The following is a 17,978-nucleotide window of genomic DNA, read 5'->3' as shown; positions in this document are numbered from 1 at the left end:
ATCAGCTGTCGTAATCGATGACGTGACGCAGCTGCTTTTCGAATTCCAGCGCCTTGCCGGTGCCCAGGGCCACGCAGCTCATCGGCTGGTCGGCCAGGCTGATCGACAGGCCGGTCTGCTCGCGCAGCGCCAGGTCCAGTTCGCCCAGCATGGCGCCACCGCCGGTCAGCATCACGCCGCGATCGACGATGTCGGCGGCCAGATCCGGGGGCGTCGCCTCCAGCGCGACCATCACGGCCTCGCAGATGGCCTGGACGGGCTCGGACAGGGCCTCGGCGACCATGGCCTGGCTGATCTCGATCTCCTTGGGGATGCCGTTCAGCAGGTCGCGGCCGCGCACCATCAGCGTGGCGCCGCGCCCGTCATCGGGCATGCGGGCGGTGCCGATGCTGGTCTTGATGCGCTCGGCGGTCGATTCGCCGATCAGCATGTTCTGGTTGCGGCGCAGATAGTTGATGATCGCCTCGTCCATGCGGTCGCCACCGATGCGGACGGACCGCGCATAGACCACGTCGCCCAGGGACAGGACCGCAACCTCGGTCGTGCCGCCGCCGATATCGACGACCATGCTGCCGGTGGGTTCGGTGATGGGCATGCCGGCGCCGATGGCCGCCGCGATGGGTTCCGCGATCAGGCCGGCCTTGCGGGCGCCTGCGGACAGGACCGACTGGCGGATCGCACGCTTTTCAACCGGGGTCGCGCCATGGGGGACGCAGACGATGATCTTGGGTTTGGAAAAGGTTGTGCGCTTGAACACCTTCTTGATGAAGTGCTTGATCATCTGCTCGGCGCTGTCGAAATCGGCGATGACGCCCTCGCGCATGGGGCGGATGGCCTCGATGCTGCCGGGCGTGCGGCCCAGCATCAGCTTTGCATCCTCGCCCACGGCCAGGACCACGCGCTTGCCGTCCTTGACGTGATAGGCCACGACCGAGGGCTCGTTCAGGATGATGCCCTTGCCCTTGACATAGATCAGCGTGTTCGCCGTCCCCAGATCGATTGCGATGTCGGTCGAAAACAAACCGCCGAATGCCATGCCCGTATCCTTTTCGCGCCGGTTGGCCCGGCCTGCCTTGTTGTGATGGTCCGCCTGCGCTGAATCGCCGCCCGCGCGTGGCCCCGTATAGAGCCACGCCGCCCACCGGAAAAGCCCCGATGCGCCACAGGGCGGTCAAAGGCGGCATCCCGCGCGTCACGGTTGCGCGGGATGCCCCGTCTTAATGGGAATACATGCTGATCTGCTTGGCATCCGTGTCGCGCCCGGTCATCGCGCGGCGCACGATCAGCCGGTTCAGCGCGCCGACATAGGCCTTGACCGATGCCAGGATCGTGTCCGTGTCGGCGGCCTGGCCGGTCACGATGCGGCCCTCCTCCTCCATGCGGACGCTGACGGTGGCCTGGGCGTCGGTGCCCTCGGTCACGGCATGAACCTGATACAGCTGCAGCCGCGCCGCATGCGGAAAGATCTCCCGCACCGCGTTGAAACACGCATCGACGGGCCCGTCGCCGGTCGTCTCGGCCCGCTTTTCGACGCCGTCCACGATCATGGTCAGGTCCGCCGACTGCCCGTCGCTGCCGCAGACGACGCGCAGATGCTTGACCTGCAGATGATCCTCGGCGGTGTTGGCCGCGGCGTCCAGGACCAGCGCCACGATGTCGTCGTCATAGACCTCCTTCTTGCGGTCGGCCAAGGCCTTGAACCGCACGAAGATGTCCTTCAGCTGGTTGTCACCCACCTCGTAGCCCAGATCGGCCAGCTTGGCGCGCAGGGCCGCGCGGCCCGAATGCTTGCCCATGGCGATGTTGTTCTCGGTCAGGCCGATATCGGCGGGGCGCATGATCTCGAAGGTCTCGACGTTCTTCAGCACGCCGTCCTGGTGGATGCCGGATTCGTGCAGGAACGCGTTCTTGCCGACGATGGCCTTGTTGAACTGCACCGGGAACCCCGACACGGCGGCCACGCGGCGGGAAATGCCCATGATCTTGGTCGTGTCGATCCCGGTCTGATACGGCATGATGTCATTCCTGACCCGCATCGCCATCACCACCTCCTCCAGCGCGGTGTTGCCGGCGCGTTCGCCCAAGCCGTTGATCGTGCATTCGATCTGGCGCGCGCCGGCCTCGACTGCGGCCAAAGCGTTGGCGGTCGCCATGCCCAGGTCATTGTGGCAATGCGTGGCAAAGATGATCTCATCCGCGCCCGGCACGCGCTCCAGCAGCATGGCGATCAGGGCGGCGCTTTCGCGTGGCGCGGTGTATCCCACGGTGTCGGGAATGTTGATCGTCGTGGCGCCCGCCTTGATGGCGATTTCCACGACCCGGCACAGGTAGTCATGCTCGGTCCGGGTGGCGTCCATGGGCGACCATTGCACGTTGTCGCACAGATTGCGGGCATGGGTCACGGTCTGGTGGATGCGGTCCGCCATCTGGTCCATGTCCAGGTTCGGGATCGCCCGGTGCAACGGCGAGGTACCGATGAAGGTGTGGATGCGCGGCTGGCGGGCATGGCGCACGGCCTCCCAGCAGCGGTCGATATCGGGCAGCTGGGCGCGGGCCAGGCCGCAGATGACGCTGGTTTTCGCCAGGCGCGCGATCTCGGACACGGCGGCGAAATCGCCTTCGGATGCGATGGGAAAGCCTGCCTCGATCACGTCCACGCCCATCTCGTCCAGCATGGCGGCGATTTCCAGCTTTTCGGCATGGGACATGGTGGCGCCGGGCGACTGTTCGCCGTCGCGCAGGGTGGTGTCAAAGATCACGACGCGGTTCTGTTCGGTCATTGGTGCTGTCTTTCGTGCGAAGTCTGAAGGAAACTCCGGGCGCTGACCTGACTGAGCGGCGGCCCGGAAGACCCGCTCAGCGCAGCGTAAGAAGCAGCAGACCGCGAAGCTGCACGGCCAGACGCGCGCCCTGGGGCGCGGTGCGGGTCGTGGCGATGTGGCGCATCCGGGTCATGGCGAGACTATGCCGCGTGGCGGGCGGCTTGAAAAGCCCCGATCTGCACCGCCCATCCAGGCGGCAGTTACCGCGCGACACATTGTAGCGACACATTTTCTCTGGCCTCGGCCCGCAAGCCTGCCTATCGTTTCAGCACGAGAACAAAGAAACGAACCAACAGATGAGGGCACAATGTCACGCAAGATCGTCGTCGGCTTCGACGGCAGCGACGCCTCGGTGCGCGCCCTGGATTTTGCCATCTCCCGCGCGCAGGCGCAGGGCGACAATATCCTGATCGCGCATGTCCTGGAGTGGTCGCCCTACAGCTTCCTGACCGCGGCCGAGGTCGAGGAACGCCACCGCCGCCGCAAGGAGGAGTTGCAGCGCGCCGAGGTCGCCATCCTGACCCCCATAGTCAAGCGGGTCGAGGATGCGGGCATCCCCTGCGCGACCACGCTGCGCTATGGCCATATCGCCGAAACCCTGTGCCGCATCGCCAAGGACGAGGGCGCGGCGATGATCTTCATCGGGCGGATGGGCGATTCGGGCTTTGCCTCGCGCATCTTCGGATCGGTCGCGGCGACGCTGGCGCAGGTTGCGCCGGTGCCCGTGGTCATCGTGCCGTGACCGGCCAGAAACAGGGACAATGACAATGAAAACACGCATCACAGCCGCGACCCTTGCGGCGCTGGCCGCGGGCCCCGCCGCAGCCCAGGGCATCGACGAGACCGTCAACCAGATCTTTGCCAATTCGACCGGCTGGTTCGTCAGCCTGATCTTTTCCAACTTTCCGGGCACGACCTTTCCCTGGATCGTGGGCTGGCTGGTCGTCGCGGCGACCGTCTTCACGCTGTATTTCGGCTTTATCCAGGTGCGCGCCTTTGGCCATGCCCTGGCGCTGGTCCGCGGCGATTACTCCGACCCCAACGATGCCGGAGAGGTCAGCCATTTCCAGGCCCTGACCACCGCCCTGTCGGGGACCGTGGGCCTGGGCAACATCGCGGGCGTCGCGGTGGCCATCGGCATCGGGGGCCCGGGCGCGACTTTCTGGATGATCCTGGCGGGCCTGCTGGGCATGGCGTCCAAGTTCACCGAATGCACCCTGGGGGTGAAATACCGCAACGAATATGCCGACGGCACCGTGTCGGGCGGGCCGATGTACTACATGGTCAAGGGATTCGCCGAACGCGGCCTGCCGGGCGGCAAGATCCTGGCCGTGCTGTTCGCGATCTTCTGCATCCTGGGCAGCTTTGGCGGCGGCAACATGTTCCAGGCCAATCAGGCCCATGCCCAGATCAGCAATGTCGTGGGTGCCTATCCCGGCTGGATCACCGGCGTGGTGATGGCGATCATCGTGTTCCTGGTCATCGTGGGCGGCCTGAAATCCATCGCGCGCGTCACCGAAAAGGTCGTGCCCTTCATGGCCGCGATCTATGTCGGCACGGCGCTGATCATCATCGTCATGAACTATGACATGATCGGCACGGCCTTCAGCCAGATCTTTGTCGGCGCCTTCACCAATGACGGCGTGGTCGGCGGCATGATCGGCGCGCTGATCCAGGGCTTCCGCCGCGCGGCGTTCTCCAACGAGGCGGGCGTGGGTTCGGCCGCCATCGCCCACAGCGCCGTGCGCACCAAGGAGCCCGCGACCGAGGGCTTCGTCTCGCTGCTGGAGCCGTTCATCGACACGGTGGTGATCTGCACCATGACCGCGCTGGTGATCATCATCACCGGCCAGCTGATCAGCGACCCGGCCACGGGCCTGTTCGTGCTGAACGAGGCCGGAACCCAGATCCAGACCGTCACCGGAAACAGCGGCGTGGCCCTGACCTCGGACGCATTCAGCAGCGCCTTTGGCTGGTTCCGCTATATCCTGGTGGTGGCGGTGGTGCTGTTCGCCTTCTCGACCATGATCTCGTGGAGCTATTACGGGCTCAAGGCCTGGACCTTCCTCTTCGGAGAGGGCCAGACCAAGGAGCTGGTGTTCAAGGTCATCTTCTGCCTGTTCGTGGTCATCGGCGCCTCGGCCGGTCTGGACCCGGTCATCGACTTCTCGGATGCGGCGATCTTTGCGATGGCGGTGGTCAACATCATCGCGCTGTATCTGCTGATGCCCATCGTCAAGGCCGAGATGAACAGCTATCTGGCGCGCCTGAAATCGGGCCAGATCCGCAAATACGACTGACGGTCCCGCGCGGGCCAACGAACCAGGCAGGGACACGGGGGCGGGCGACCGCCCCCGTGTCTCATTCGCGGTGGTCCCCCGTGCCGATCTGTGCCAAACGGCGCGCCCGCACAGGAGGAACCCGATGCCCGCACCGCCCCCCTTCGTTCACGCCGGAATGCGCCTGCCCTTCGCGCTGCTGGTCACATGCTTTGCGGCCTGGGGGATTGCGGCGAACATGACGGACCCGCTGGTCCAGGTCTTTTCGCGCATCTTTTCCATGAGCACCCTGCAGGCGTCCTTCGTGCAGTTCGCCTATTACGGGGCCTATTTCCTGCTGGCGCTGCCCGCGGCCTTCATCAACCGGCGCTTTTCCTACAAGACGGGCATCCTGACCGGGCTGGGCTGCGCCATCGCGGGGGCGTTCCTGTTCTATCCGGCGGCGCAGGCGATGACCTTCGGGTTCTTTCTGCTGGCGCTGTTCCTGCTGGCGGGCGGGCTGTCCATCCTGGAGACCTCGGCCAACCCCTTCGTCATCGCGATGGGCCCCGAGGGCAACGCCACCCGCCGCCTGAACCTGGCGCAGGCCTTCAACCCGGTCGGCACGAATATCGGCGTCTTCCTGGCCGCGACGCTGATCCTGCCGCAGCTGAACCCCGCCACCGATGCCGAACGCGCCGCCATGTCCGCAGCCACCCTGGAGACCATCCAGCGGGCCGAGCTGACGGCCGTCATGACCCCCTATGTCGGCTTTGCCGTCGTGCTGCTGGCGATCTGGGTGGCCATCGCGCTGCTGCGCATCCCGACCGACCGCGAATCCATCGCCCCCGATGCCGCCGGGGTGCAGTTCGGTCCGACCCTGCGGCGGCTGCTGTCCAACCGGCACTATGTCTTTGGCGTGGTGGCGCAGTTCTTCAACGTCGCGGCGCAGACCTGCGCGTGGACGTTCACCATCCCCTATGTCATCGCCACCCTGGGCGGGACCGAGGCGCAGGCGGGCTGGTATCTGCAGGCCAGCCTGGTCGTCTTTCTGGTCGCGCGCTTCGTGATGGTGGGGGCGATGGGCGTGATCCGCCCCGCAGCCCTGCTGACGGTCATGGCCGTGGCAGGCACCGCGCTGTGCCTGTTCGCGGCGACCGGGCCGGGTCTGGCCGGGGTCTGGGCGGTGGTCGCGCTGTCGGCGTGCCTGTCGCTGATGTTCCCGACCATCTATGGCATCGCCCTGCAGGGGCTGGGCCAGGACACGAAGTTCGGCGCGGCGGGGCTGGTCATGGCGATCCTGGGCGGCGCGCTGGTGCCGCTGATCCATGGCGCGGTCATGGACGCGCAGGGGGCCGCGCTGGCCTATGTCGTGCCGGGGCTGTGCTTTGTGGTGGTGGCCGCGTTCGGCCTGTTCGACCTGCGATCGACGCGCAAGGCGGCCGCGCGGCCCTGAGGGGTCGCGCTCAGGCGCGCCTGCGCCGCACCGGCAGCATCTGCTGCACCGCCCCCGCGACCAGCAGCCAGACCGAGGTCAGGATCAGCCCCCACAGGACCAAGGGTCCGGGGTGGAAATCCAGCCAGGCCGCCCAGATCGCGAGCAGCACCCAGAGCAGCGCCACCGGCAGCGACACCGCCCGCCAGCGTTCGGTGCGGACCGGGTGGATGAACTTGATGCCGGTGAACATCGCAATGCTCAGCGTGGTGACGATCAGCAGGATGACGAACCAGTGCGGCTCGGTCGCGAACAGGACCAGGATCACCATGTTCCAGCAGCCGGGAAAGCCCGCGAATGAATTGTCGCGCGTCTTCATCCGTGTATCCGCGAAATAGACGACGCTGCCAAAGACGATCACGATGATCGCGAACCAGCCCGTCCAGCCCGACAGCAGCCCCGACTGGAACAGCGCAAAGGCCGGGATGAACACATAGGTCAGATAGTCGATGATCAGGTCCATCAGCACGCCGTCATAGGCGGGCCAGTTCTTCTCGACGTCATAGCGGCGGGCCAGCGGGCCATCGATGCCGTCCACGACGAAGGCCACGACCAGCCACAGATACATCAGCGCCCATTCCCCCTGCACCGCGGCCAGCATGGCCAGCATGGACAGGACCGCACCGCTGGCGGTCAGAAGATGGACGGCAAGGGCTTTGTGACGCAGGTGCATGGCCGGTTTGTCGCAGGTTGCCGGGGGCTGTGCAACCGCGCTTGGCCCCCTGCGGCGCGCGGGCGGCAAGGGCGGCGGGAGGCCTCAGCGCAGGATCGGCGGGCCCTTGGGGCGCGGAGCCTCGACCTCGGGGGCGGGGGGCGTCAGGTCGAACAGCAGCGCGCCGGGTGGCGGGGCGGTGTCGGAAAAGCTGATGTCGACGCCGCCGGGCTGGGGCGGCAGAAAGGCCAGCGCCTCGGCCAGGGCCTTGGCGATGGCAGGCTGGCGGTCCACGGGCGCGCCCGCGATGACCAGCAGATGCCCAGCCCCCGAATGCCCGGCCCCCAGATGCCCGGCCCCCGCGACGCCGACCAGCGCCGCCCCTGCGACCAGACCGCGCAGGTCGGCCAGCCGTTCGGCCAGCGCATCGGACAGATCGGCCGCCACGCCCGCATCGGGCGCGGTCAGGCGCAGCCGGGCCTCGGCCTCCTCCGGGGCGGCCACCAGCGCGCCGGTCAGCCAGTCCAGCATGGCAGCGTCCAGCATCATCTCGGACGGATGGCCCGGATTGACCAGCAGGCCCGCCCCGTCCGCCTTGAGCAGACCGGCCAGAACCCGCCCCGGCAGCGCCGCATAAGCCACGGAATGGCCAAAGAAATCCGCCAGCCGGTCCTCGGCGTCGCAGGCCAGCGCCATGCGGACACCGTCAAGATCAAAGATCTGCAGCTCGACCTGGTCATGGGCGGGTTCGCGCAACAACGCGACCGACAGTTCGGTATCGGCCAGACGCGACAGCATCCGCGCCCGCTGCCGGTCGTCGGCATCGTGGAACGGAACGGGGGCAAGATCATCCAGCGCGCTCATGTCGGGACCTTTCCAAGCGGACGGCCCAACGGGTAAAGGCCCCGCCCCGCCCACGCAAGCGTGATTGCCCAAGTGCCGCGGACCGTCCCATATTGTCTGCATGAAAAGACGCGCCCTCATCCTGACTGCCGCCGCCCTGCCCCTGCTGGCAGCCCCCCGACTGGCCCGCGCCAGCCTTGCCCCCCTGCTGGCCGAGGCCGGACAGATGCGCCCCCTGCGCGCCGTCGCCCTGTGGCGGGCGGATGGTGCGCAGGGGGTGGAACTGGCCGCGCGCGGCTATAACGGGTTCACGCCCGACAGCCCCACCAACATCAAGTCGGCGTCGAAATCGGTCGTGTCCGCGCTGGCGGGCATCGCCATCGGGCGCGGCCTGCTGGAGGGGGCGGATCAGCCCGTGGCCCCCTTACTGCGCAGCGACCTGCCCGCGAACCCGGACCCGCGGATCGCGCGGATCACGCTTGGCAACCTGCTGTCCATGCAAGCCGGGCTGGAGCGGCAGTCGGGCCAGAACTATGGCCGGTGGGTCAGCAGCCCGAACTGGGTGCGCAGCGCGTTGGCCGCGCCGGTCGTTCAGGACCCCGGCACGCGGATGCAATATTCGACCGCCTCGACCCATCTGGTTGCGGCGATCCTGACCCGCGTCACCGGGCGCCCGCTGCTGGATGTGGCGCGCGACTGGCTGGGGCCGGTGCCGGGGTTCCGCATCACCGGGTGGGACCGCGATCCGCAGGGCATCTATCTGGGCGGCAATCAGATGGCGATGAGCACCCGCTCCCTGCTGGCCTTCGGCGCGATGTATGCACAGGAGGGCCAGGCCGGCGGCCGTCAGGTCGTGCCCCGCGCCTGGATCGCCGAAAGCTGGCAGCGTCGCACCGCCAGCATCTTCAGCGGGCAGGGCTATGGCTATGGCTGGTTCCTGGGCCGGATGGGCGGGCGCGACGTGCGCTATGGCTGGGGCTATGGCGGGCAGATGATCTATGTGTTCCCCGCAACGCGCAGGCAGCCCGCGATGGCCATCGCGATGACCTCGGACCCGGACCTGCCGTCGGGGCGCACGGGACACCGCGACCAGCTGCACCGGCTGGCCGACCGGATCGCGGCGGCGGTCTGAGCCGCCCCCGCCGATGGCCCCCCGGACATGGGGGCCTATTCGATGGGGGCCCTATTCGATGAAGTCGCCCGCCTGGAAGTTGCCCAGATTGCCCAGCAGCTGGCCGATCACGCTGATCTCGGTCACGGAGCCGTCGGTCACGCGGCGCGACAGGGTCACGACGCGGCCCCGCTCCAGGCCGAAGGTCTCGACATTGCTGACCACGCCCGAGGGCGCGAACGAGATGGCGACGACCCTGCGGTCGATCTCCTGCGGGGCGGCGGGGCCAAGGCGGAGCCAGCGCGATCCGACATAGTACCACCCCGATCCCGTCAGCAGCCCCTGCGCCGAGGGGCGGCCGATCAGGCCGGGCAGATCGTCCATGGTGGTCTGGCCCGGCACGACCTGCGCCAGCTCCAGATCCGGGGGGACATAGCCGTGATTGCGTTCGATGGGTGCACAGGCGACCAGCCCGAGGACAGCCAGAAACGCCAGTGTCATCAGGGTTCTGATGGCGGTCATGGGCGGGTTCCCTCCTTGGGGCGGTTGACGCGGCCCGCCCTGCCTAGCAAACTCGGCCACCCTGCTCAAGAATATCAATCCGACCGGCCCGGCCCCGCCGCGCCCCATCGCCCGAGGCCCCATGACATCCCCCGACCTGCATCCCGACCGACATCCGCAACGCCTGCGCGTGGCCCATCTGAACCCCAACAGCGCGACACCCTTTCATCTGCGTCCCGACGATCAGGTCTGCGCGGCCATCGCGACCGAGCTGGGCATCGACGCCCTGTCGCGTCTGGATTTCCGCGGCCAGGTCCGCGCTCAGGGGACGGACGGCTGGCTGCTGACCGGTGATCTGGCGGCGCGGGTGACCCAGCCCTGCGTGGTCACGCTGAAACCCGTGCGCACGCATGTGACCGACAAGGTCCGCATCCAGTTCTCTCCTCATGTGACCGCGCCCGAGGGCGACGAGGTCGAGATGCCGGACGAGACGCTGGAGCCCTTGGGCAATTTCATCGACCTGACCGCCATCATGATCGAGGCGCTGTCGCTGGCCCTGCCCGAATACCCGCGCGCGGAGGGCGCATCGCTGCAAACCACCGCCCCCGAAGCCGAGGCCACCGACACGCGCCGGCCCTTTGCCGGTCTGGACAAGCTGCTGGGGGGCCGGTCGGACGAATCCTGACCGCCGGGCGTGGCCCCCGGGCCACAGCACGGGCGCGAAATGACCGCGCGGGCCGGGTCGGGGGGCGCAATCGGGGCGGTTTTGCGCCAAATGAGGCCGGATCGTGGCGCAATTGCGGCCCTCCCGCGCCTTCGGGGCTTGCGGGCAGGACCGCCATCGCGTATCTGCGCGGTTCATTTACGAATTCAAATCTGGTGCCATAGCGTCGCGGCGCAGCACCCTGACAACCGAGGTGGTGACATGGCTGTCCCTCAGAATCGCGTAACCCGGTCCAAGCGCAACATGCGCCGTGCGCATGATGCGCTGGTCGCGGGCAACCCGAACGAATGCTCCAACTGCGGCGAGCTGAAGCGTCCGCATCACGTGTGCCCGTCCTGCGGCCACTATGCCGATCGCGAAGTGATCGCGAAGGCGAACGAGATCGACCTGGACGACGACGCGGCCTGATTTCGGCACGCGGCGCCTGTTGATGACCGTTCCGAACGCAAGCACGCCGACACCGCGCGCGCCCGAAACCGGGGGCAGCGTGGTGATTTCGGTTGACGCCATGGGTGGAGATCGCGGCCCCTCGGTCGTTGTCGCCGGCATGGCCGAAAGCGCCGAGAAGAACCCCGAGGTCCGCTTTATCGTCCATGGCGATCAGGCGGTGCTGGAGGGTCTGATCGCGCGCCGCAAGGTGCTGGCGGGTCGGTGCGACATCCGTCACGCGGGTGGCGTCGTCACCATGCATGACAAGCCCAGCCAGATCGTCCGCAAGGGCGAGGGCACGTCGATGTGGTCCGCGCTGGAATCGGTCAAGCGGGGCGAGGCGCGGGTCGCCGTGTCCTGTGGTAATACCGGCGCGCTGATGGCGCTGTCGATGCTGCGCCTGCGCAAGCTGCCGGGTGTGAACCGTCCCGCCATCGCCTGCCTGTGGCCGTCGCGCAACCCGCAGGGGTTCAACATCCTGCTGGATGTGGGCGCCGATATCCGCGCCGATGCCCATGACCTTCTGCAATATGCGCTGATGGGCGCGTCCTATGCCCGCAACGGACTGGGGCTGGACCTGCCGCGCGTCGGCCTGCTGAACGTGGGCACCGAGGAACACAAGGGCCGGGCCGAGCTGAAGCAGGCCCATGACCTGATCGAGGCCGCAGCCGCCGGCAACTTCACCTATGTCGGCTTTGTTGAGGGGGGCGATCTGCCCTCGGCCCGCGTGGATGTGATCGTGACGGACGGGTTTACCGGCAACGTCGCCTTGAAGACCGGCGAGGGCGTGGCCAAGCTTGTGGGCGATTTCCTCAAGGACGCCTTTTCCAATTCCATCATGTCGAAATTTGCGGCCCTTCTGGCCATGACCTCGCTCAAGCGCCTGCAAAAGCGCATCGACCCCCGCCGCGTCAATGGCGGCATCTTTCTGGGTCTGAACGGGACGGTCGTCAAATCGCATGGTTCCGCCGATTCGACCGGCGTGTCCGCCGCGATCAAGCTGGCCTTCACCCTTGCCGAATCAGGCTTTCAGGACCGCCTTGCCGCCCGCGTGGCCCAAGGCGCCGCAGCATCGGCTAGCGCGGCCGAGACAGGAGCATCCTCGTGACCCGACGTTCGGTCATCCGCGGCACCGGCCATTACCTGCCCGAACGCATCGTCGAGAACAGCTGGTTCGAGGGTCAGCTGGAGACCACCGACGAATGGATCCGCTCGCGCACCGGGATCGAACGGCGCCATTTCGCGGCCGAGGGTCAGAACACCAGCCATCTGGCGATCCGCGCGGCCCGCGCCGCGCTGGACCGCGCCGGTCTGACTGCCGCCGATATCGATGGAATCGTGCTGGCGACCTCCACCCCCGATTTCACCTTTCCCGCCGTCGCGACCATGGTCCAGGCGGGCCTGGGCATGTCGCGCGGCTTTGCCTATGACGTGCAGGCAGTCTGCGCGGGCTTTGTCTTTGCGCTGGCCAATGCGGATGCGATGATCCAGGCGCGCCAGGCCGACCGCATCCTGGTGATCGGCGCCGAGACGTTCTCTCGCATCATGGACTGGACCGACCGCGGCACCTGCGTGCTGTTCGGCGACGGCGCCGGTGCGGTGATCCTGGAGGCCCAGGAGGGCGCCGGGACCAGCGACGACCGGGGCATCCTGTCCAGCGATCTCAACAGCGACGGCACCTATCGCGACCTGCTTTACGTCGATGGCGGCGTGTCCTCGACCGGGACGGCCGGGCAGCTGCGGATGCAGGGCAACCTGGTGTTCCGCCACGCAGTCGAAAAGCTGGCCAAGACGGCGCATACCGCGCTGGACAAGGCCGGGTTGACCGGGGCCGATGTCGACTGGCTGGTCCCGCATCAGGCGAACATGCGCATCATCACCGCCACCGCGCAGCGCATGCAGCTGCCGATGGAAAAGGTCGTGCTGACCGTGGCCGATCACGGCAACACCTCGGCCGCGTCGATCCCGCTGGCCCTGTCGGTCGCCGATGGCGAGGGGCGGTTCAAACCCGGCCAGCTGATCGTCACCGAGGCGATCGGCGGCGGGCTCAGCTGGGGATCGGTCGTCCTGCGCTGGTGACCCGCTTCGGGCGGCCCTGCCCGCCCGGCCTCGACGGTCCACTACGGCGCCTGTCGCGCTGACAAGTATCGGGCGGGGAACGATTTCCCCGCGGTCTTCGTTGACAGGCACGGGAAATCCGACCATCCTTCCCGCATTCAAGAGGATCACCATGGGCGACAAGACCTTGACCCGGATGGATTTGGCCGAAGCGGTATTTCGCGACGTCGGTCTGTCCCGCCACGAATCCGCACAGCTGGTCGAAAGCGTGCTGGACCACATCTCTGATGCGCTGGTGCGCGGCGAGCAGGTGAAGATATCGTCCTTTGGTACCTTCTCGGTCCGCGACAAGAATGAACGAATCGGGCGCAACCCCAAGACCGGCGAAGAGGTGCCCATCACCCCGCGCCGGGTGCTGTCCTTCCGGCCCTCGCACCTGATGAAGGATCGCGTGGCAGCCGGCAACAAGCGCTAGGGGCCGCCCGGCGCATGGCAAAGGGCGCAGAGGCCTTTCGGTCCATCGGCGAAGTGGCCGGGATGATCGGCGTTGCGCCCCATGTCCTGCGCTATTGGGAGACGCAGTTTTCCGCGCTCAAACCCATGAAGCGTCCCGATGGCCGACGGTATTACCGCCCCGCCGATGTCGATCTGGCCGCAGGCATCTGCGTGCTGCTGCGTGACGAGGGGCTGACCATCCGCGGCGCCGTGCGCCAGATCGCCGTCGACCGGGGTCAGGCCGTGCGCGCACGCGGCGTGGCACTGCTGGAACGCCGCCTTCAACCCGCAGGTGCTGAGACCCGCCCCGACCGCACCCCCACCTGGTTGGCCCGTCTGACCGCCCTGGCCGACCATCTGCAGCGCATGTCGCCCGCCGATGCCCGCTGGCCGGCCGCGCAACCCACGGCGTTTCGACTGGCGCGGGCCATGTTGCGCCTGTCCTGACAGGTCATTGCGATTTGGCAAAGATTTCCGCCCCGAAGGCCTTGTGCTGGCCTGCCGGATCGCTCTATACGATGCGCGTCGGGCCGTGGCGCAGCCTGGTTAGCGCGTCCGTCTGGGGGGCGGAAGGCCGAGAGTTCGAATCTCTCCGGCCCGACCATTCCGAAAACGCCCATCCTTTTTCAAGGATGGGCGTTTCCCTTATCCCCCACCTGCATCAGGGGTCTCCGACATGAATGGCGTTCTGCCCGACAGCGATATCCGCGACCTGATCGACCGGGGCGTGATCCGCGCCGATGCCCCCGTGACCGCCGAACAGATCCAGCCCGCCAGCCTGGACCTGCGCCTTGGCACCACCGCCTATCGCCTGCGCGCCAGCTTTCTGGCCGGGCGCGGGCGGCGCATCGCGGACCGGCTGGCCGATTTCCAGATGCACCAGATGGACCTGACCCAGGGCGCCGTGCTGGAACGCGGCTGTGTCTATCTGATTCCGCTGCAGGAGCGAATCGCCCTGCCCGCGGGCCTGTCGGCGGTGGCCAATGCCAAATCCTCGACCGGGCGGCTGGACCTGCTGACCCGGCTGGTGACCGATGACGGCACCGAATTCGACCGCCTGCCCGAGGGCTATGACGGCCCGCTTTATGCCGAGATCTGTCCGCGCAGCTTTTCGGTGCTGGTCCGGCCCGGCATGCGCCTGAACCAGCTGCGCCTGCGCCGGGGACAGGCGGTCCTGTCGGACAGCGACCTGACCGCCCTGCATGCAGAGCAGCCGCTGGTGGGCGGCGCGCCGGCGCTGATCGATCAGGGCCTGGGCTTTTCGGTCGATCTGCGGCCCGCCAAGGGCGATCTGGTCGGCTATCGCGCACGGCCGCATAGCGGGGTGATCGACCTGGACCGGATCGGCGCCTATCCCGCCGCCGAATTCTGGGACGAGCTGCACAGCACCGAGGGGCGGCTGATTCTGGACCCCGGCGCCTTCTACATTCTGGTCAGCCGCGAATCAGTGGCGATTCCCGCCGATTACGCGGCCGAGATGGCCCCCTATCTGGCGATGGTCGGCGAATTTCGGGTGCATTACGCGGGCTTTTTCGATCCGGGCTTCGGCATCGGCGATGAGGGGCACGGCGCGCGCGGCGTTCTTGAGGTGCGCTGCCACGAGGCGCCCTTCGTGCTGGAACACGGCCAGACCGTCGGCCGCCTGGTCTATGAGCGCATGTCCACCCGCCCCGAGCGTCTGTACGGCGAGGGAATTCGGTCGAACTATCAGGGCCAGGGCCTGAAGCTGGCCAAGCAGTTCCGCTAAAGCGGGCCGGTCTGCCACAGGCGGACCTTCAGCCCGCCATGCGCGACGATGGGTCCGGGCGCCTTCCACGGCAGGGCGGTGGCCTTGGCCAGCCCCGCCTCCGAGGTGACGATGCCGATGCGCCAGCCCTGGAACCGTTCGCGAAAGACCGCGGCCATCTGGCCGTGCAGGCCGAACAGCGGGCCCTTGTTGCCGATCCGCGCGCCATAGGGCGGGTTCACGATCACGATGCCGGGCGGCCCGTCCGGGCGCTGCAGGTCGGTGACCTGCCCGGCCTGGAACCGCGTCACGGCACTCACGCCCGCGCGGGCGGCATTCGCCTCGCTCATGCGGATCGCGCCGGGGTCGCGGTCGAATCCCATGAACCGCACGGGCAGGTCGCGCGCCGCGGGGGCCGCGTTCAGCCGCGCAAAGACGGCCGCGTCGTAATTGGCAAAGCGCTGAAAGGCAAAGCCGCGGCTGCGGCCGGGCAGCAGGCCAAGGGCGATCTCGGCCGCCTCCAGCAGGAAGGTGCCCGAACCGCACATCGGGTCCAGCACCGGCTGGCTGCCGTCATAGCCCATCTCGGCCAGGAACATCGCGGCCATGGTCTCGCGCATGGGGGCCTTGGCGACGGCCTCCTTGTGGCCGCGCTTGTGCAGCGATTCGCCGGTCGTATCCAGGCTGAAGGTGACCAGATCATCCTCGATCCGCGCCTTGACGGTGATCGCGGGGCCGCTGTCCGACGGCTGCGCGAGGGGGGCGCCCAGCTCCTCGGTGATGGCGCGTTCGATGCGCTGCGTGGCGGCGCCGGCGTGATAGATCTTGGATGCGCGGCAGACGCTCTCGACCCGGATCGGGATATCCTTGGGCAGCAGATCGCCCCAGGGGAACTTGCGCGCGCGCTTGTCCAGCTGGGCCAGGTGCATGGCGCGGAACCCGCCGATCCGCGCCAGGACGCGCGTCGCCCCGCGCAGGCACAGGTTCGCGCGCCACACATCGGTCCAGCCACCCTGGACGGTCACGCCGCCGGGCTGGATCACGGGCTGCCAGCCAAGCGCCGCAGCCTCGGCCGCCAAGGGCGCCTCAAGACCGGGCGTGGCGACCAGGAAGATATCGAAAGAGGTGTTGTCCATCGCGCAGCCCTAACCCGGGTTGCGCCGAAAGGGTAGGGTCAGCGACGCGTCATGCGTCCCAGGGTGCGCATCTTGCGCGCCATGTCCTGGGTCTGCTTGGACTGCGCCTTGTCCTGCGGGGTGCGCGGCCCGGCATCGGGCGCCTGGCCCTTGTTACGCGACAGGGTGCTCATGCCCTTGTTGATGCCCCAGTTCATCGCGCGGCGCGCCACGAGGCGGGTGAACATGTTGAACAGCTGGTTCATATTCATCGGCGCGGCCCCTTATTCATCCTCGAACAGATCCTCGGCTGGATCGTCGGTCTCAATATCGGCATCGCTGCCCTCCGCGCCAAGGGGCAGGCCCAGACCATTGGCGGTGGGGCGCGACTCCAGCAGGCCCGCCGCCCGCAATTCGGTCAGTCCGGGCAGGTCGCGGGCCGACTCCAGGCCGAAATGGTCCAGGAATGCCTCGGTGACCACATAGGTCGCGGGGCGGCCCGGCGTCATCCGCCTGCGGCCCACGCGCACCCATTCCATCTCGATCAGCTGATCCAGCGTTCCGCGGCTGAGGGCCACGCCGCGCACCTCCTCGATCTCGGTGCGGGTGACGGGCTGGTGATAGGCGATGATCGCCAGCGTCTCGATCGCGGCGCGCGACAGGCGGCGCGTGTCCACCGTCTCGGTCTGCATCAGAAAGGACAGGTCGGGCGCGGTCCGAAAGGCGTGCCCGTCGCCCACCCGCTCCAGCACCACCCCGCGCCCCTGATAGGTCTGGCGCAGCAGGGCCAGCGCCTCGGCGGGGTCGCAGCCATGCGGCATCCGGGCGGCCAGATCGCGCACGGTCAGGGGGGTGGAGGCCGCGAACAGGATCGCCTCGACCATGCGGGCCTGGGCGTCCAGGGGCGGGGGCGGAAGGTCAGTCGTCATGGGGCTTTTGCCGGTAATGGATGGGCGCGAAGGTGTCCGCCTGCCGTATCTCCAGCCGCCCCTGGCGCGCAAGCTCCAGCGCGGCGGCAAAGGTCGCCGCCGTCGCGCTGCGCCGCCGCGCGGGGTCGCCCGACCAGCCGTCGGGCAGAAACACCGACAGGTCGGTCCAGTCGCCGGTGAACCCGATCATCCGCCGCAGCCGCTCCAGCGCCTGCTCCATCGTGAAGATGTCATGGCGGTCAAAGGCATAGGGCCGGAATTCGTCGCGCGTCTTCAGCCGGGCATAGGCGCGCATCAGGTCGATCAGCCCGGCCTGCCACTGGGTGCGGCGGCTGCGGGCCACGGTCTCGGGCGCGCCGCGGGCAAAGCGGCTCTGGCCAAGGCGGTCGCGGCCCATCAGCTGGGCTGCGGCCTGGCGCATGGCGGCCAGACGCTCCAGCTGAAAGGCCAGATGCGCGGCCATGTCTTGCGCCGACGGCCCCTCGGCCTGCGGGTCGGGCGGCAGCAGCAGCCGTGATTTCAGGAAGGCCAGCCAGGCGGCCATGACCAGGTAATCCGCCGCCAGCTCGATCCGCAGGGCGCGGGCCTGTTCGACAAAGGCCAGATACTGTTCAGCCAGATCCAGCACGCGGATTCTCAGCAGGTCCACCTTCTGCGTCCGCGCCAGCGTCAGCAGCAGGTCCAGCGGCCCCTCATAACCGTCGACATCGACGATCAGCGCCTCGTCCGCGCGGCGCTGCGCGACCTCGGCGGCGTCGGGAACGGGTTGCAGATAGGGCACCTGTCTGGACACGAAACCTCCGGTCATCGGCGGGACAAG

The 17,978-nt window shown here is 67.9% G+C and carries 20 protein-coding genes and 1 tRNA gene; 12 read left to right on the top strand and 9 right to left on the bottom strand.

Annotated elements, in window-relative coordinates:
* Position 1: 1 nt before the first annotated feature.
* Together FA740_RS08590 and FA740_RS08585 are read right to left on the bottom strand one after the other, a co-directional pair.
* Positions 2 to 1,036: a rod shape-determining protein gene (locus tag FA740_RS08590; protein ID WP_045982734.1), complete on the bottom strand. Its 1,035-nt coding sequence runs from the start codon at positions 1,034 to 1,036 to the stop codon at positions 2 to 4.
* Positions 1,037 to 1,217: 181 nt separating this feature from the next.
* Positions 1,218 to 2,780, bottom strand: coding sequence for a 2-isopropylmalate synthase (locus FA740_RS08585; RefSeq protein WP_136856354.1), 1,563 nt, complete (start codon positions 2,778 to 2,780; stop codon positions 1,218 to 1,220).
* Positions 2,781 to 3,129: 349 nt separating this feature from the next.
* Between FA740_RS08585 and FA740_RS08580 the strand changes: the two genes are divergently transcribed.
* From FA740_RS08580 to fucP, 3 genes are all read left to right on the top strand, one after another.
* Positions 3,130 to 3,564 (top strand): universal stress protein, encoded by a 435-nt coding sequence (locus tag FA740_RS08580; protein ID WP_136856353.1) that lies wholly within the window; start codon positions 3,130 to 3,132, stop codon positions 3,562 to 3,564.
* 25 nt (positions 3,565 to 3,589) lie between these two features.
* Positions 3,590 to 5,122: an alanine/glycine:cation symporter family protein gene (locus FA740_RS08575; RefSeq protein WP_136856352.1), complete on the top strand. Its 1,533-nt coding sequence runs from the start codon at positions 3,590 to 3,592 to the stop codon at positions 5,120 to 5,122.
* Between the two features lie 124 nt (positions 5,123 to 5,246).
* Positions 5,247 to 6,536 carry an L-fucose:H+ symporter permease gene (gene fucP, locus FA740_RS08570; RefSeq protein WP_136856351.1) on the top strand — a complete coding sequence of 430 codons (1,290 nt, stop codon included), beginning with the start codon at positions 5,247 to 5,249 and terminating at the stop codon, positions 6,534 to 6,536.
* A 10-nt stretch (positions 6,537 to 6,546) separates the two neighbouring features.
* Here fucP and FA740_RS08565 read toward each other — a convergent pair whose 3' ends face one another.
* Positions 6,547 to 7,248, bottom strand: a complete 702-nt coding sequence (locus tag FA740_RS08565) for a CDP-alcohol phosphatidyltransferase family protein (protein ID WP_136856350.1) — start codon at positions 7,246 to 7,248, stop codon at positions 6,547 to 6,549.
* Positions 7,249 to 7,332: 84 nt separating this feature from the next.
* Positions 7,333 to 8,091: an SseB family protein gene (locus FA740_RS08560; protein ID WP_136856349.1), complete on the bottom strand. Its 759-nt coding sequence runs from the start codon at positions 8,089 to 8,091 to the stop codon at positions 7,333 to 7,335.
* A gap of 100 nt (positions 8,092 to 8,191) precedes the next feature.
* Here FA740_RS08560 and FA740_RS08555 point away from each other — a divergent pair, with 100 nt between their 5' ends.
* Positions 8,192 to 9,202, top strand: coding sequence for a serine hydrolase domain-containing protein (locus tag FA740_RS08555; RefSeq protein ID WP_136856348.1), 1,011 nt, complete (start codon positions 8,192 to 8,194; stop codon positions 9,200 to 9,202).
* Positions 9,203 to 9,253: 51 nt separating this feature from the next.
* On the opposite strand, the gene FA740_RS08550 is transcribed toward FA740_RS08555, so the two are convergent.
* Positions 9,254 to 9,703, bottom strand: a complete 450-nt coding sequence (locus tag FA740_RS08550) for an outer membrane protein assembly factor BamE (protein WP_136856347.1) — start codon at positions 9,701 to 9,703, stop codon at positions 9,254 to 9,256.
* A 121-nt stretch (positions 9,704 to 9,824) separates the two neighbouring features.
* Here FA740_RS08550 and FA740_RS08545 point away from each other — a divergent pair, with 121 nt between their 5' ends.
* The 8 genes from FA740_RS08545 (at position 9,825) to FA740_RS08510 (ending at position 15,135) form a co-directional block, all read left to right on the top strand.
* Positions 9,825 to 10,367: a YceD family protein gene (locus FA740_RS08545; RefSeq protein ID WP_136856346.1), complete on the top strand. Its 543-nt coding sequence runs from the start codon at positions 9,825 to 9,827 to the stop codon at positions 10,365 to 10,367.
* Between the two features lie 240 nt (positions 10,368 to 10,607).
* The gene (rpmF, locus tag FA740_RS08540) at positions 10,608 to 10,814 is read left to right on the top strand and encodes a 50S ribosomal protein L32 (protein WP_042251337.1); all 207 of its coding nucleotides are present in this window, start codon (positions 10,608 to 10,610) and stop codon (positions 10,812 to 10,814) included.
* 22 nt (positions 10,815 to 10,836) lie between these two features.
* On the top strand, positions 10,837 to 11,943 hold the full coding sequence (gene plsX / locus FA740_RS08535; RefSeq protein WP_136856345.1) for a phosphate acyltransferase PlsX: 1,107 nt from the start codon (positions 10,837 to 10,839) through the stop codon (positions 11,941 to 11,943).
* Complete coding sequence (locus FA740_RS08530; RefSeq protein WP_136856344.1) at positions 11,940 to 12,914, top strand: beta-ketoacyl-ACP synthase III; 975 nt, start codon at positions 11,940 to 11,942, stop codon at positions 12,912 to 12,914. The genes plsX and FA740_RS08530 overlap by 4 nt, the downstream gene beginning before the upstream one ends.
* 151 nt (positions 12,915 to 13,065) lie before the next feature.
* Complete coding sequence (gene ihfA / locus FA740_RS08525) at positions 13,066 to 13,368, top strand: integration host factor subunit alpha (protein WP_111299768.1); 303 nt, start codon at positions 13,066 to 13,068, stop codon at positions 13,366 to 13,368.
* 14 nt (positions 13,369 to 13,382) lie between these two features.
* Complete coding sequence (locus FA740_RS08520) at positions 13,383 to 13,835, top strand: MerR family transcriptional regulator (RefSeq protein WP_136856343.1); 453 nt, start codon at positions 13,383 to 13,385, stop codon at positions 13,833 to 13,835.
* A gap of 79 nt (positions 13,836 to 13,914) precedes the next feature.
* Positions 13,915 to 13,992: transfer RNA gene (locus FA740_RS08515), tRNA-Pro, on the top strand.
* 72 nt (positions 13,993 to 14,064) lie between these two features.
* Positions 14,065 to 15,135 carry a 2'-deoxycytidine 5'-triphosphate deaminase gene (locus tag FA740_RS08510; RefSeq protein WP_136856342.1) on the top strand — a complete coding sequence of 357 codons (1,071 nt, stop codon included), beginning with the start codon at positions 14,065 to 14,067 and terminating at the stop codon, positions 15,133 to 15,135.
* On the opposite strand, the gene FA740_RS08505 is transcribed toward FA740_RS08510, so the two are convergent.
* The 4 genes from FA740_RS08505 to FA740_RS08490 are packed head-to-tail and all read right to left on the bottom strand — an operon-like array spanning position 15,132 to position 17,966.
* Positions 15,132 to 16,250: a THUMP domain-containing class I SAM-dependent RNA methyltransferase gene (locus FA740_RS08505; protein WP_136856341.1), complete on the bottom strand. Its 1,119-nt coding sequence runs from the start codon at positions 16,248 to 16,250 to the stop codon at positions 15,132 to 15,134. The genes FA740_RS08510 and FA740_RS08505 overlap by 4 nt on opposite strands.
* Positions 16,251 to 16,288: 38 nt before the next feature.
* Positions 16,289 to 16,501 (bottom strand): hypothetical protein, encoded by a 213-nt coding sequence (locus tag FA740_RS08500; RefSeq protein ID WP_136856340.1) that lies wholly within the window; start codon positions 16,499 to 16,501, stop codon positions 16,289 to 16,291.
* Between the two features lie 12 nt (positions 16,502 to 16,513).
* Complete coding sequence (gene scpB, locus FA740_RS08495; RefSeq protein WP_136856339.1) at positions 16,514 to 17,158, bottom strand: SMC-Scp complex subunit ScpB; 645 nt, start codon at positions 17,156 to 17,158, stop codon at positions 16,514 to 16,516.
* Complete coding sequence (locus tag FA740_RS08490) at positions 17,148 to 17,966, bottom strand: segregation and condensation protein A (protein WP_136856338.1); 819 nt, start codon at positions 17,964 to 17,966, stop codon at positions 17,148 to 17,150. Before FA740_RS08490 ends, scpB begins: the two co-directional genes overlap by 11 nt.
* Positions 17,967 to 17,978: the final 12 nt, after the last annotated feature.

The organism is Paracoccus hibiscisoli (assembly GCF_005048265.1).
Classification (GTDB): domain Bacteria; phylum Pseudomonadota; class Alphaproteobacteria; order Rhodobacterales; family Rhodobacteraceae; genus Paracoccus; species Paracoccus hibiscisoli.
Note: the sequence above shows the minus strand (reverse complement) of the source record. Positions and strands in the feature narration are given on the sequence as shown.